This is a genomic window from Paraburkholderia fungorum, from assembly GCF_900099835.1.
Classification (GTDB): domain Bacteria; phylum Pseudomonadota; class Gammaproteobacteria; order Burkholderiales; family Burkholderiaceae; genus Paraburkholderia; species Paraburkholderia fungorum_A.
This window is the reverse complement of record NZ_FNKP01000003.1, coordinates 1198228-1211701: the sequence shown is the minus strand read 5'-3', so window position 1 is coordinate 1211701 and position 13474 is coordinate 1198228. Positions and strand designations below refer to the sequence as shown.

14 protein-coding genes are annotated in these 13474 nt (G+C 58.7%); 8 read left to right on the top strand and 6 right to left on the bottom strand.

Features of this window, described 5'->3' with window-relative positions:
* Positions 1 to 138 precede the first annotated feature (138 nt).
* Positions 139 to 678, top strand: a complete 540-nt coding sequence (locus BLS41_RS34590) for a P-loop nucleotide/nucleoside kinase family protein (RefSeq protein WP_074772534.1) — start codon at positions 139 to 141, stop codon at positions 676 to 678.
* A gap of 26 nt (positions 679 to 704) precedes the next feature.
* On the opposite strand, the gene BLS41_RS34585 is transcribed toward BLS41_RS34590, so the two are convergent.
* A complete protein-coding gene (locus BLS41_RS34585) occupies positions 705 to 1409 on the bottom strand; it encodes a GntR family transcriptional regulator (protein ID WP_074772531.1) in 705 nt (234 codons plus the stop codon).
* Positions 1410 to 1617: 208 nt separating this feature from the next.
* Between BLS41_RS34585 and BLS41_RS34580 the strand changes: the two genes are divergently transcribed.
* The 4 genes from BLS41_RS34580 (at position 1618) to BLS41_RS34565 (ending at position 7382) form a co-directional block, all read left to right on the top strand.
* Positions 1618 to 2892 (top strand): glucarate dehydratase family protein, encoded by a 1275-nt coding sequence (locus BLS41_RS34580; protein ID WP_074772528.1) that lies wholly within the window; start codon positions 1618 to 1620, stop codon positions 2890 to 2892.
* A 154-nt stretch (positions 2893 to 3046) separates the two neighbouring features.
* Entirely contained in the window at positions 3047 to 4378 is a 1332-nt protein-coding gene (locus BLS41_RS34575; RefSeq protein WP_074772524.1) for an MFS transporter, read from the top strand.
* An 18-nt stretch (positions 4379 to 4396) separates the two neighbouring features.
* Positions 4397 to 5704 (top strand): MFS transporter, encoded by a 1308-nt coding sequence (locus tag BLS41_RS34570; protein WP_074772521.1) that lies wholly within the window; start codon positions 4397 to 4399, stop codon positions 5702 to 5704.
* 136 nt (positions 5705 to 5840) lie between these two features.
* On the top strand, positions 5841 to 7382 hold the full coding sequence (locus BLS41_RS34565) for a hypothetical protein (RefSeq protein WP_074772519.1): 1542 nt from the start codon (positions 5841 to 5843) through the stop codon (positions 7380 to 7382).
* 403 nt (positions 7383 to 7785) lie between these two features.
* Here the strand turns inward: BLS41_RS34565 and BLS41_RS34555 are convergent, their stop codons facing one another.
* Positions 7786 to 8160, bottom strand: a complete 375-nt coding sequence (locus tag BLS41_RS34555; protein ID WP_074773471.1) for a phage holin family protein — start codon at positions 8158 to 8160, stop codon at positions 7786 to 7788.
* A 286-nt stretch (positions 8161 to 8446) separates the two neighbouring features.
* On the opposite strand from BLS41_RS34555, the gene BLS41_RS34550 reads away from it, so the two are divergent.
* The gene (locus BLS41_RS34550; RefSeq protein WP_253189880.1) at positions 8447 to 8740 is read left to right on the top strand and encodes a DUF6566 family protein; all 294 of its coding nucleotides are present in this window, start codon (positions 8447 to 8449) and stop codon (positions 8738 to 8740) included.
* Between the two features lie 55 nt (positions 8741 to 8795).
* On the opposite strand, the gene BLS41_RS34545 is transcribed toward BLS41_RS34550, so the two are convergent.
* Entirely contained in the window at positions 8796 to 9182 is a 387-nt protein-coding gene (locus BLS41_RS34545; RefSeq protein ID WP_074772516.1) for an ester cyclase, read from the bottom strand.
* 291 nt (positions 9183 to 9473) lie between these two features.
* Here BLS41_RS34545 and BLS41_RS34540 point away from each other — a divergent pair, with 291 nt between their 5' ends.
* Positions 9474 to 9761 (top strand): transposase, encoded by a 288-nt coding sequence (locus BLS41_RS34540; RefSeq protein ID WP_074772513.1) that lies wholly within the window; start codon positions 9474 to 9476, stop codon positions 9759 to 9761.
* Between the two features lie 281 nt (positions 9762 to 10042).
* On the opposite strand, the gene BLS41_RS34535 is transcribed toward BLS41_RS34540, so the two are convergent.
* The 3 genes from BLS41_RS34535 to BLS41_RS34525 form a co-directional block, all read right to left on the bottom strand.
* Entirely contained in the window at positions 10043 to 10351 is a 309-nt protein-coding gene (locus tag BLS41_RS34535; protein WP_074772510.1) for a hypothetical protein, read from the bottom strand.
* A 192-nt stretch (positions 10352 to 10543) separates the two neighbouring features.
* Complete coding sequence (locus tag BLS41_RS34530) at positions 10544 to 10837, bottom strand: hypothetical protein (protein ID WP_074772508.1); 294 nt, start codon at positions 10835 to 10837, stop codon at positions 10544 to 10546.
* Between the two features lie 86 nt (positions 10838 to 10923).
* Entirely contained in the window at positions 10924 to 11358 is a 435-nt protein-coding gene (locus tag BLS41_RS34525; protein ID WP_074772505.1) for a response regulator, read from the bottom strand.
* A 181-nt stretch (positions 11359 to 11539) separates the two neighbouring features.
* Here BLS41_RS34525 and BLS41_RS34520 point away from each other — a divergent pair, with 181 nt between their 5' ends.
* Positions 11540 to 13366: a thiamine pyrophosphate-requiring protein gene (locus tag BLS41_RS34520; protein ID WP_074772501.1), complete on the top strand. Its 1827-nt coding sequence runs from the start codon at positions 11540 to 11542 to the stop codon at positions 13364 to 13366.
* Positions 13367 to 13474 lie beyond the last annotated feature (108 nt).

Below are 13474 nucleotides of genomic sequence, written 5' to 3'. Positions count from 1 at the left end.
ATGAAGCGATTCCACATCAACTCCATTATTAACGCCGCGACAGTCCCGGCGGGATAGCTATTGAGTTGACAATACGCAATCACAACCCGCCCAGAAGGCGGGTTTTTGCTTTCTGGGCTCTCAACGGAGCGCCAGGCAATGACGAATGAAAGCAGTTCCGCTAATGCAGTTGACTCGTATGACGCCGCCGTTCTCCATATGGTCTGCGGCAAGATTGCGTCGGGCAAGTCCACGCTGACGGCACGACTCGCGGCTGCCCAGCGGACTGTGCTGATCAGCGAAGACGTATGGATCGCACGTCTTTACCCGGACGAAGTTCATACGCTCGACGACTACGTGCGCTGCGCAGCACGCGTGAAGACCGTTCTCACAGCACACATTCAGTCGCTTCTGTCGGCGGGAATATCGGTAGTGCTCGACTTTCCATTCAATACGGCCAGCACGCGGGCGTGGGGGCAATCTTTATATCGGATCGCCGGCTGCGAACATCGGCTTCACTATCTGGATGTGAGCGACGACATTTGCAAATCACGATTGAAGGCGAGAAACGCGGCGGGCGAGCATCCGTTCCAGACATCGGACGCGCAATATGAGTTGATCACCCGCTACTTCGTCCCACCCGCATCGAACGAAGGATTCGACATCGTCGTATATGACGAAACAGGACGTTGCTCGTGAGTTCCGGATAACGCACTGCAACGAACTCAATCATCCGCAAGAAAGTTCGGATGACTCGTGCGAATCTGATCGATCTGATTCAGCGTGCCCGACAGATGTTTGCGGAGCGCTGCCTGCGCGGCTTCTACATCGCCCTTTTCGATCGCATCGACGATCTTCGTATGATCGCGCACCACCGCCATCGTCTTACCCTCTACCGGCAGATGCAAACGGCGCAAACGGTCGATATGCCCGCTCAGCCGACGCACCAGATCCCAAAGCTGCGGTACACCCGCCGCTTCATACATCTGCCGGTGGAAGGCCTGATCGAGCAAGGAGAACTGCTCGATGTTCTTCGGATCGCGAAGCTCCGTTTGCCCGGCAATCGTCGCGCGCAAGCGGCTGATTAACTCGGCGTCGGGCTGCCCGGCGAGCGTGCGTACGACCTCCAGTTCGATCGAACGGCGCAGGAAATGCGCCTGCAACGCCGAGGTCACATTGATCTGACTGACGACCGTGGCGTGCTGCGGAAAGATGTCGACCAGCCCCTCTTCACCGAGCTTCATGAGTGCGTCGCGCACGGGCGTCTGACTCAGGCCGTAGCGGGTCGCCAGATCGGCGCGCGAAAGGACGGTGCCCGGCGCCAGTTCGAGCGACAGAATCATTTCGCGCAGTTGTTCGAATACCTGCGGCGCAGCATGACGGGACCGATCGAGCCGGTTCGCCGTCGACGAAGAAGCGTTGATTTTCATGGCAAAAACAGAATGTAGAGGCAGGCGCGGCATGCGACCGAGGCCCGCTGAGATACTAATACTATAGCCGACGCCCGAACCGCCCCGCGAGGCGGACAGCCGATTTTCGCCATACGGGCATGGGTATTTTCCCGACTGACACACTAATACATTAGTGCTTTACAATGGGTTCATCACACTCCCCTAGCCCTATTTGCTGATTGCCACCATGACTCGCGACATCACCATCACGCAGGTCCGCATCACGCCGATCGCCTTTCGCGACGGCCCGCTGCTCAACGCCGCCGGCATCCACGAACCGTGGGCATTGCGCGCCATCGTCGAACTGGAAACGAGCGATGGCCGCGTCGGTATCTCCGAAACTTATGGCGACGAGCCGATGCTGCGCGTGCTCGAGCAGGCGAAGGCGCTGGTGATCGGCCTGTCGCCGTTCGATCTCAACAAGATGGAAGAGCGTGTGCGGGCGTCGATCAAGGCCAGCCCCGGCGCGGTCGAATTCGAACTGGCGCCCGGCTCGCACGCGGCCAAGAACGCGCCGAAAGTCATCAGCACACTCGAAGTCGCGATGCTCGACCTGCAAGGTCAGATCGTCGGCGCGCCGATCGTCGACCTGCTCGGCGGCAAGGTCCGCGATGCGGTGCCCTACAGCGCCTATCTGTTCTTCAAGTACGCGGAGCACATCGAGAAACCGTACGCGCCCGACGCCTGGGGCGAAGGCTTGAGCGCGGAGCAGATCGTCGCGCAGGCGCGCCGCATGATCGATATTTATGGCTTCCAGAGCATCAAACTGAAAGGCGGCGTGTTCGAACCGGAGCACGAAATCGCCTGCATGCGCGCACTGCATGAAGCGTTTCCCGGCATGCCGCTGCGTCTCGATCCAAACGCCAACTGGACGCTCGAAACGAGCATCGCGGCCGCACCTCAACTCGACGAACTGCTCGAATACTACGAAGACCCGTGCCCGGGGCTCGCGGGCATGGCCGAACTTGCAAAGCACACGCGCCTGCCGCTCGCGACCAACATGGTGATCACGACGATGGAAGACTTCCGTCGCGGCGCGGAGATGGGTTCGGTCAAGGTATTGCTCTCCGATCACCACTACTGGGGCGGCCTGCGCGCAACGCAGACCCTCGCGCGCATGTGCAAGCTGTGGGATCTGGGTATGTCGATGCACTCCAACTCGCACCTCGGCATCAGCCTGATGGCGATGACACACGTCGCCGCGAGCATCCCCAACCTGACCTACGCGTGCGACACGCACTACCCGTGGCAGGAAGAAGAAGTCATCAAGGGTGGCCGCGTGAGCTTCGACAACGGCTCGGTGCGCGTGCCGACCCAACCTGGCCTGGGCGTCGAACTCGACCACGACAAGCTGCGCGAATTGCACGATCAGTACCTGTCGTGCGGCGTACGCAATCGCGACGACCTGAAGCAGATGCGCAAGTACGAACCCGGTTTCAGCGGCAAGAATCCGCGCTTTTGAGCGGCTTTTGAAAGGCCCTCAAGCGGCTTTCAAGTGCGCAAGAACCTGCTTTTCAGGCCCGCTCAAGACCCAGTAATAAAGCAGCGTCAGACTGCCCTGCGCCGTGCGCAAACATCTGGCGCGCGGCGCACATTGGCATCCGAGGAGACACCCCATGAGCAGATCTGTTCCAGACGCGGCCCGGCGAGGCCACGCCGACACGCTGGCAAGTGCGGTACGCAAGATCAAGTGGCATGTGCTGCCGCTCTTCGTCGCGATGTTCATCGTCAATTACATCGACCGCGTGAACATCGGCTTCGTGCGTCAGCATCTGAGTGCCGATCTGGGCATCGGCGCCGCGGCCTACGGGCTCGGCGCGGGACTGTTCTTCGTCAGCTATGCGATCTTCGAAGTGCCGTCGAATATCCTGATGCAGCGCTTCGGCGCAAAAATATGGCTGACTCGGATCATGGTCACATGGGGGCTGGCCGCCGTCGGCATGGCCTTCGTGCGCGGCGAGATGTCGTTCTACGCGATGCGCCTGCTGCTAGGCGCGGCCGAAGCGGGCTTCTTTCCCGGCGTCATTTTCTATTTCACTCAATGGTTGCCGCGCGATGAACGAGGCAAGGCCATCGCGATTTTCCTGAGCGGCTCGGCACTCGCTTCTGTCGTATCCGGGCCGATCTCGGGCGGCCTGATGCTGATCAACGGCGCGGGCCTGCACGGCTGGCAATGGATGTTCTTGATCGAAGGCATGGCCTCGGTGGTGCTGGCCGGCTTCATCTGGTTCTGGCTCGACTCGAAACCGCGCGACGCCGCGTGGCTCAGCCGCGCCGAACAGGACGCGGTGATCGGCGAGATAGAAGAAGAACAACGTCAGCGCGATGCGGCGCATGCGATCAAACCATCGGCGTGGAAGCTGCTGCGCGATCCGCAAATCCTGATCTTCTGCGTGATCTACTTCTCGGTTTCGCTGACCATTTACGGCGCGACTTTCTGGCTGCCGAGCATCATCCGCAAGATGGGGCAGTTCAACGACTTTCAGGTCGGCCTGTTCAATTCGATTCCGTGGCTGATCTCGATCGCGGCCATGTACTTCTTCGCGATGCTCGCAGCGCGTTTCAAATTCCAGCAGGCATGGGTGGCGTGCGTGCTGCTGATCGCCGCGCTCGGCATGTACGCGGCCGGCCAGGGCAGCCCCGCGTTTTCGTTCGTCGCGATCTGCTTCGCGGCGATCGGTTTCAAGGCGGCGTCGGCGTTGTTCTGGCCGATTCCACAGGGCTATCTGGACGCGCGCATTTCCGCGGCCGTGCTGGCCCTGATCAATTCGATCGGCAACCTGGGCGGTTTCGTCGCGCCCGCGGCCTTCGGCCTGCTCGAACAGAAGACCGGCTCGATCGAAGGCGGACTCACCGGACTGGCCGTGATGTCGGTAGTGGCCGCCGGGGCCGTCTTCTTTGCCCGAATGACGCCGCGCGAGGGGCGGCCTGCGCTTGCGCAGCAATAAAAATTTTCTGGAGACACGATGAAAGTATTAGAAGCCAGTACGGCCGCCAGCCAGTCGGTCGTCGGACGTTATAGATGGACCATTTGCGCGATGATTTTCTTCGCGACGACGATCAACTACATGGATCGTCAGATGCTCGGTTTGCTTGCGCCGCTGCTGCAAAAAGACATCGGCTGGAACCAGGTGCAATACGCGCAGACCGTGATGGTGTTCACGGTCGCGTATGCAATCGGCCTCGCGACGTTCGGCCGGATCGCCGACCGCGTCAGCACCAAGGTGGTCTACGGCAGCGCGATGGCCATGTGGAGCCTCGCCGCCATGTTGCATGCGGCGGCCGCCACCGTGCCCGGCTTCGCGGCCGTGCGCGGTTTGCTTGGCTTCGGCGAGGCGGCCAACTTCCCGGTCGCAATTCGCACCACTGCAATCTGGTTTCCGAAGAAAGAACGCGCGCTGGCGACGGGCTTCTGGAACATGGGCGCCACGATCGGCGGAATCGTCGCGCCTGCGTTCGTACCGATCGCCGCTGTGATGTGGGGATGGCGTGCGACATTCGTCGCGGGCGGCGCGGCCGGATTCATCTGGCTGGTTGTGTGGCTGCTCGTGTACCGGCCGCCCGCACAGCATCCGTCGGTAACGAAGGGCGAGCTCGATTACATCAATTCGGATCGCGACGAAGTGGTCGAGCAATCGGTTAGCTGGCTGTCGGTGCTCAAATATCGCGAAACGTGGGCGTTTGTTTTCGGCAAGCTGCTGACCGATCCGGTGTGGTGGTTCTATTTATTCTGGCTGCCCAAGTGGCTCAATGAATCGAGGCATATCGACATCGGCAATCTCGGCTTGCCGCTGATCGTCATCTACACGATGGCGTCGGTCGGCAGCGTGGCGGGTGGCTGGCTATCGTCCCGTCTGATGGCGCGCACCAACCGGCCCAACTTCGCGCGCAAGCTGGCGATGGGCATTTGTGCGGTGTGCGTGCTGCCGATCGCCACGCTGTCGCATTTCCAGAGCCTCTGGTACGCGGTATTCGCAGTCGGTCTCGCGGCGGCCGCTCACCAGGGCTGGTCGGCGAATCTCGTCACGATGGTCGGCGACGTGTTTCCGCGCCGGGTCGTCGGAACGGTGGTCGGGATCGGCGGCGTGGCGGGAATGGCCGGCTCGTTCCTGTATTCGGGTGTGATCGGCGAGACGTTGCAGCGTACGGGCCAGTACTGGGCGCTGTTCGCGGTGGGGGCATCGGCGTATCTGGTCGCGCTGTGCATCATTCACTTGTTGATGCCGCGTATGACCGCCGTGAAGTTGCGCGAACAGGGTGCCGTTTCGCGCTGAGAGCCGTACCGTTTTTATGCCGCCGCCGCGCCACGCCTAAAGTATTTCGACTTTCCGTCGATATACAGGGCTGAGGCGGCGGCCAGTGTCCCGAGGTGACCGCGATCATCCACCGACAATAACGACACACGGCACCATGACTACCCTATCGTCATTGAACGCAGCCCTTGTTACAACGGTGACGCCGTCATCGGGTACGACGAGCCTTGCCTCGACGGTGAGGTCATCCGCAGAAGCAACGGCCAACGCTGAATCCACCGTGGTCACGATTCCATCGCTGAGCGTGGAATCGCCTCTCGTGTACACGCAGCAAGGCATACTCGCCAACGTCGCAACGACGACAACGTGGGCGTCCAACCCTACCGACGCCGTCTCGATGACGATGGCCGGCGACTATCTCGCCGGCTCCATGTCCGGGCGATTCACCAATCTGGGCAGCGCACTGCTTGATCGATTCAAGACTAGCGGCAGCGATTTTTCGCAATCGGTCACGGTCGGCTCAACAGGTTCAACCGGTGCTACGAGCCTATCCGGGCAAGGGCCGCAAGGCGATATCAAACTGACCGTCGAAACCGCAAGCGGCGTCAAGGTCGATATCGAAATGGATAGTGAAGACGGCACGCTGTCGGTCAGCACACACAGCAGCGGAACATTGAGCGATGCCGAGCGCAGCGCGATCGCCAATCTCGCTGACGGATTCCAGAAAGCAATCGACGGCCTTGGCGCCTATCCTCAGCAACTCGATTTGAGCGGACTGACGCAGTACGACACTTCCGTGTTGTCGTCGGTGAACATGCAGTTCAATGTGACGGGCGACGGCGCGAGCAATGTGTCGGCCAACATATCGCTGAGCAATTCAGCGAGGAGTGTGAGCCTCACGAATTCCGAGGGAACGCTCAAGCTCAATGTCGATACGAGCGATTCCGCACTCTGGGGTTCAGGCGCCCAGCGCGACCAGGCCATTGCCAGTTATCTCGCGCAGTTCGACAACGCCAATGCGAAAGGTCACGGCGACGCAGCGTTGATGTCGATGTTCAAGGATGCGTTCACGCAAATGAACAGCGACTATGGGACGTCGTCGAAACAATTGCCGGGAACAACCTACGCGCCGTGGCTCGCTCAATCGGATCACGCAATGCTGACGGGACTCGCAGATTTCACCGCGTCGATTTCGGATAACGCGACGTCGCCGAATCCAATGTTGCCGAGTCAGACTGATAATTTCGCTTATCAGGTTTCGCAAAGTACGCGGACCGAAGGCAATTTGCTGAACGGTTCCATTGCGCAAACCCAGCAGTCGCATTTGCAGGCGAGCTATCACCAGTCGCTGGCGGGCGGTGCGGTCAAACTCGGTAAATCGCTGGCCTCGCAAACCTACGACTATATGCAGATCGACGACGACGCGAGCAGCACGGTCAACCTCGCAACACAACGCGGCAATCTCGTTCAGGCGACGTTGGATCAGTCATCCAGTCAATCCACGCGGAAATCGGAGTACGTGAGGGGCGTGCTCGTTTCGGATGTCGACACGCCAACGAACAATTCCAGTTCGACAGATCTGCTTGCATTGCTGAAACCTTTATTCGCCGATCAGGAAGCCGAACAGAATAGTGGAACGTGGCAACAGGCGCTGTCGAAAATACATGGAATGGTTTTACTGAACGCAAATGCGAGCTGAAGTCAGCGCTCGCCGTCCGCGATGTCCTGCAACCGCGTGACGTCGAAGTTCCCGAAAAATTGATGACTGGGGCGACGCCTTCTTATCGGGGGACTCGAACGTCACCGGCGGGCAACCCGTTTTGCGCTGCTCGCAACCCACCCGGAAACACCCGCTCGCAAAATGATTCGCAGCGCACGTGACGGGCCGAACGTCAGCGCGCCGACACACAAGGCGAGCAAAAACGTCACGTGAGGCGCATTGGCTAGAGCAATCGCCGCTCCCGTTGCCGACGTCATCACGCTATTCCGCTGCCGTCGCGGAATCAGGGCTATGGCATTAGCTTCCCGCAATGCATCGCGGGACTGCGCCATCCGCAATAGAAGCGCGGCATGCTCATCGCTGCCAGTCGTTGCTCGCCGATTCATTTGAGTGACTCCCTGAGTGCGTCCAGATCGCTGCGAATCTCCGACTGCACGATATGTAAAGGTTCCGACAGCTTTTGCGCGCGCGCGACGATTAAAGAGGCCAAAGTCACCACCATCCACAAAATGGCGACGCCCCACACGACCGTCAGAAAGTAAGGCGTACCCCACGCTGTCGCAATCAGCGCGATGCAAAGGAATGAAAGAGCGAACAGTGCGGCCACCGCCATCACGATGACAGCGACCACTTCACGCACGAGTCGTCTCTTCGTGTCGTCCACTTCCAATGCAACCAGTTCGCTGTAATCCGCGATCCGCTCAATACAGAACTGGCCGACATTTCGCCATCTACTGAGATTTGAATGGAGTGACACGGTGACTCCGAATAAGGTACTGGCGACCACGCGCCTTTAGTTTCGACGCGCGATTCAACCACTGGCGTTTCAATTCATTGGGCAGGTTGCGACGGTGGTACATGCGATGCCGTGCTCCATTTTTGGCTCGCGCAAGGAACGGGCCTCAGCGCGGCGTCCACTGCTTAATGTGTGCAAAAATTGGATCGTCCTCCTTTGCAGCGTTTTCTAGCGCAACCGTATGAGGAAATGAGGAATGTCCGTTGCTGTTCAAAACTCACGAAACTGGTTGAGGACGGAGATTTCCATGACCGAGCTATATCCATCGAGCCAATCCGCCGATAACGCCGAAGATCAGAGCGAGCGAGCTTCGAGCGGCGCGATGCATGTCACACATCGAGGTGTCGTTATTACGGTAACGGCACGCAAAAACTTAGAAGGTGCGTGGCTCGCCGCTATTTCGGCCTATATCGACGGCAAGCCGCTCGACTTGCCCCACGTCGAGCCTGCTACTCCAGAGTGGCTGACGGAATCGGAAGCTTTGCGGGCCGGCATCGAGCACGGCTGCTATCTCGTCGACCGCTATCTACCTCACCGGTAAATGACTTTTAACCTGGTTGCAGGATTTACGCGTCAGCGGTGTAGCGGTGAATCGCTTATAACTGTGCCTCGATTGCCGCCTTATCTATGATCGACCATACCTGCCGAATCTTTTCTCGCTCGAATTCATAGAAGACATTCTCAGCGAATACGATTCGCTTCCCGCCTATAAGAAGCCCCATAAAAGTGCCGACCGGTGTGCAATCAAACCGCAGCCGGCTCGCAATGTAAGGCGGTTCGCAAACGATTTGCTGAATATCGAAGTGAAGGTCCGGAATGTCGCGAAAGTCTTTTTCCAGCATCGCCCGATAGCCCGACAAGCCGATTTTTCTACCATTGTGGATTGCTTCGTCACTGACGAATTGCGCTAACAGCTGCCAGTTTTGCGCATTCAGACAGGCAATATAGCCACGATAGATTTCCGAAAGACTGGTTTTATCCATGACAATCGTTCCTTGCTGATTAATCTACTGACATGACAATCTGCAGTTTGCGAAAAGGCGCTCAAAACTTCCACAAGTTGATGCACGGCTTAATCGAGCCTCACACAAGGTCAGAGGAATCTACGCGCGCTCACCAAATCGCGCGTTGCATCAAAGAAATTACAAAGCAACCCGGCTGTCGTCGATCGGCGACACTTTATTGCTGCCCCATTTTTTTCCGGAAGATTGGCCGTGACTGAAAGCCGGACAGGTTAGGATGGCTAGAGTTAAAGCCCTAGAAATCGAAGTTCGATGTTGCAAGTTCCTTTGTCTGATGAATCATGGCAGACGGTCTGTCATCTATTCGAGCCAGCGGTAACCGGCCGTGGACGGCCACGCAGAAATCCCCGCCACGTGCTGGACGCGATCCTGTGGATTCTGCTCAATAACGAAAAATGGCACCGGCTTCCCGCCATTTTTCCGCCTACGCAGACCTGCTACGCGAAGTGGCTTGAGTGGAGTCGGGACGGCACCATGACACGCGTACTGACCGAACTCGACCCGGACCGCGTTGTTTCCAACCTCGGTATTTCCAATTAAGTTCTGCGTCACGCACGTTGGCGCAAGGTATTTTCTTGTGCGGAGCGCGTGACGACGATTCGCCAGCAACTAATAAATATGTCTATGAAAACGGTCGTGCTTCTTTTTATTAACCGGAATGTGCAGGAGAAAAACCACGCTTCGCAAGACGCGAACGGAAACCGGTTGAGCGACATACAGAAGAACTATGGGGCAGCCGCAAAAGACGCGTTCCCGTCGGCATGCGCAGAGGCTGTCGCCGGAGATTAACGCGCTGCGTGACAGCGAATACTGCGCTGTTCTTATAGCCGCCGCATGTCGTCGCGAGACTCCACGGCCCCATTGGTCGCCGGTCTATCCACAGGGGCAGACACGATGGAATCGACGTAGGTGTGAGCGCGGTTTTCGCCGTACCTGAACGCTTCCTGCTCCGAGAGAAAGACGAACTGCTCGGGAAAGCTGGCAACTTCCTGATCGGGAAAGCCTGGCGAGGAAACGCTCCATGACACGCGAAATCGCCGTGTCATGCCGCCCATGACATGCGCCTTCGCAGGCGTGACATGGACTTCGATATCGCAACCACGATACGGCCCATATGATTGAGTGGACATGACCTGTCTCCTTTGAAGATCACGATGTCTGCAGCGACCGATCTTTCACCGCATGCATCGTGCCTGCGCGCCGGGCGCCTGCTTTCGTGCCTGAGAACATTCGATCAGCACTGATTCCGCAGACAAAAGCGTATTACCGACAAACGATTTCAATCCATGGGCAGACCGTCGAGCGGTCTGCCGAACGCCCCGTTAGCCCCCACCCTTCGCCTGATCTGCCGAGTTACCGCTACCGCCGCTCATCGACTTTTTCGATTTATGCGTCGATTTTTTCACGGTGCTGGAGTGCATCGCGGGACCGGATGCGGCCATCGCCCCCGCCGCCGGATTATTCCCGCCGCCACCCGATACATCCGCGCCCGATGGCCCTGCACCACTGCCGTTGCTACCGCCATTGCCGCTTCCTCCTGTGCCCGCGGCATAGACCGATGAGAAAGAACATCCCAACGCGACAATTGCCACGCCCACAAACTGTCTGATTTTCATTCTGTGCCTCCATTGAGTTTGAATTCTGACCTGGACGCACACGTCGCACGCTCCCAGCCTCCAACTACACAGCAACGGCCATACCACTACGTCCAGTTTCTCGACGACATGGCGGGCCAGCGACCTTTACCCGAAATCGGCGCACGCCGGAATTGCGGCGCACTCAGACGTCTCGTGATCAACGCGTCAATGCATCTCTCGACAGCGGGTAAATCGAGCGGCTTGCGAATAAAGGCCTTCCACAATGCCGACAGATTCGCAGGCGGGACTTCGCTAGACGTAAAAACCACGGCAATCCCGGCCAATGCCGGATAGAGCTTCAGCCTCTTGCAAAGACCGATGCCGTCGAGTCTGGACATATGCCAGTCCGTCACGATGACTTCGGGCAAATAGCGCGACGCCTTATTGAGCGCGTCTTCGCCGTCGAGCGCGAGCAGCACATGATGCCCTTGTGCTTCGACAACCAGACGGAGCGCCCACAAGGAATCGATATCGTCGTCTACGAGCAGGATCACGGACATAGGTTTTCCCCACTTTGCCTACATGCCGCAATACGTGTGCCGCTTCTGACAAAAAGGCATGCAGGGCGCTTCACGTCGGTTATGCGTCGAAAATCGAAAACCGAGTTATCACGAACCCGCGGAATGATCCTTGCGAACTCGCCGTCAACGGCGTTTTTTCAGGCATTTTTCGGAGACAGTCATGAGTCAAACCGTTGGCGACTTTATCGTCGAGCGTCTTCATGCGTGGGGCGTTCGTCGCATGTACGGCTATCCCGGCGACGGTATCAACGGTGTTTTCGGCGCGCTGAGTCGTGCCCACACCGACGCGAAAAAAGATAAAAAGCCCAACCATGCAATCGAATTCATTCAGGTCCGTCACGAAGAAATGGCCGCGTTCATGGCGGCGGCGCATGCCAAATTCACCGGAGAACTCGGGGTTTGCATCGCGACTTCCGGTCCCGGCGCATCGCACCTGATTACCGGTCTGTACGACGCGAGAATGGATCACGTGCCGGTGCTCGCCATCGTAGGACAGCAGGCACGCGCGGCACTCGGTGGTCACTATCAGCAGGAACTCGATCTGGTGTCGATGTTCAAGGACGTGGCCGGCGCTTTTGTCGAACAGGCGAGCGTGCCCGAGCAAGTGCGTCATCTGATCGACCGGGCAGTACGTATTGCCCTTGCCGAACGCAAGGTCACGGCGATCGTGCTGCCGAACGACTTGCAGGACCTGCCCTACGAAGCACCCGGCCGCAAGCACGGCACGCTGCATTCGGGTGTGGGCTATCGCGCGCCATGCCTTGTGCCCTACGACGATCAACTGCAGCAGGCGGCAGACGTGCTCAACGCCGGCAAGAAAGTCGCGATCCTCGTCGGCGCGGGCGCACTCAACGCAACCGATGAGGTGATTGCCGTCGCCGAAAAGCTCGGTGCAGGCGTAGCGAAGGCGCTGCTCGGCAAGGCCGTTTTGCCTGACGATCTTCCGTGGGTGACGGGCTCGATTGGCCTGCTCGGCACGAAGCCCAGCTACGACTTGATGGCCGGTTGCGACACCTTGCTGATGATTGGATCGGGATTTCCGTATGCTGAATTTCTGCCGAAGGAAGGCGCGGCGCGCGGTGTACAGATCGACATCAAGGCGGACATGCAGAGCCTGCGTTATCCGATGGAAGTGAACCTCGTGGGCGACAGCGCCGAGACATTGCGCGCGCTGCTGCCACTACTGGAAAAGAAAACGAGCCGCTCGTGGCGCGACAAGATTGAAGGCTGGACCGCCGACTGGTGGACGACACTGGAAAAACGCGCGCACGAACCCGGCAAAGGCGCGGTCAATCCGCAACGCACCGTGTGGGAACTGTCCAAACGTATTCCGTCGAATGCAATCGTGACCAGTGATTCCGGCTCGGTCGCCAACTGGTACGCACGCGATTTGCAGGTTCAGCGCGGCATGATGTGCTCGCTATCGGGCGGCCTCGCGTCGATGGGCGCCGCGGTGCCCTATGCGATTGCCGCCAAATTTGCCTATCCTGAGCGGCCCGTTATCGCGCTGGTCGGCGACGGCGCGATGCAGATGAACAACATGGCGGAATTAATCACCGTGTCGAAGTACTGGAAAGACTGGGCCGATCCACGCTGGATCTGCATGGTGCTCAACAACGGGGATCTCAACCAGGTGACGTGGGAACAGCGTGCAATGGAAGGCGATCCGAAATTCGAGGCGTCGCAGAACATCCCTTCCGTGCCTTATCACAAGTTCGCGGAATTGATTGGCCTGAAGGGCATTTACGTCGATGACGCGGAACAGATGGCCTACGCGTGGGACCAGGCACTGGCCGCGAAATGCCCGGTCGTGATCGAGGTGAAGGCCGATCCGAACATTGCGCCGCTGCCGCCGCATATCACGCTCGCGCAAGCCAAAGCCTTTGCATCGACGCTGATTAAAGGCGATCCCGATGAAGGCAATGTCATCGTCGAAACAGCGAAGCAGGTGCTTGGCGCGGTGCTGCCGGGTCATCGCGATAAATGAGGCGTAGAGGAATCGTCTTGCGCAAAAAAAAACCCAGCCGCCAGAGCTGGGCAATTCAGCGGAATCTATCCCACTGAAGGAGGTTTTCTTTAGCGAGACGCGCATGCA

What these genes read in the sequence shown, in the direction of transcription:
- BLS41_RS34520 (WP_074772501.1), top strand. Translation starts at nt 11,540, where the DNA reads ATGAGTCAAACCGTTGGCGACTTTATCGTCGAGCGTCTTCATGCGTGG.
- BLS41_RS34540 (WP_074772513.1), top strand. Translation starts at nt 9,474, where the DNA reads ATGTTGCAAGTTCCTTTGTCTGATGAATCATGGCAGACGGTCTGTCAT.
- BLS41_RS34565 (WP_074772519.1), top strand. Translation starts at nt 5,841, where the DNA reads ATGACTACCCTATCGTCATTGAACGCAGCCCTTGTTACAACGGTGACG.
- BLS41_RS34535 (WP_074772510.1), bottom strand. Translation starts at nt 10,351, where the DNA reads ATGTCCACTCAATCATATGGGCCGTATCGTGGTTGCGATATCGAAGTC.
- BLS41_RS34580 (WP_074772528.1), top strand. Translation starts at nt 1,618, where the DNA reads ATGACTCGCGACATCACCATCACGCAGGTCCGCATCACGCCGATCGCC.
- BLS41_RS34545 (WP_074772516.1), bottom strand. Translation starts at nt 9,182, where the DNA reads ATGGATAAAACCAGTCTTTCGGAAATCTATCGTGGCTATATTGCCTGT.
- BLS41_RS34585 (WP_074772531.1), bottom strand. Translation starts at nt 1,409, where the DNA reads ATGAAAATCAACGCTTCTTCGTCGACGGCGAACCGGCTCGATCGGTCC.
- BLS41_RS34530 (WP_074772508.1), bottom strand. Translation starts at nt 10,837, where the DNA reads ATGAAAATCAGACAGTTTGTGGGCGTGGCAATTGTCGCGTTGGGATGT.
- BLS41_RS34570 (WP_074772521.1), top strand. Translation starts at nt 4,397, where the DNA reads ATGAAAGTATTAGAAGCCAGTACGGCCGCCAGCCAGTCGGTCGTCGGA.
- BLS41_RS34550 (WP_253189880.1), top strand. Translation starts at nt 8,447, where the DNA reads ATGACCGAGCTATATCCATCGAGCCAATCCGCCGATAACGCCGAAGAT.
- BLS41_RS34590 (WP_074772534.1), top strand. Translation starts at nt 139, where the DNA reads ATGACGAATGAAAGCAGTTCCGCTAATGCAGTTGACTCGTATGACGCC.
- BLS41_RS34575 (WP_074772524.1), top strand. Translation starts at nt 3,047, where the DNA reads ATGAGCAGATCTGTTCCAGACGCGGCCCGGCGAGGCCACGCCGACACG.
- BLS41_RS34525 (WP_074772505.1), bottom strand. Translation starts at nt 11,358, where the DNA reads ATGTCCGTGATCCTGCTCGTAGACGACGATATCGATTCCTTGTGGGCG.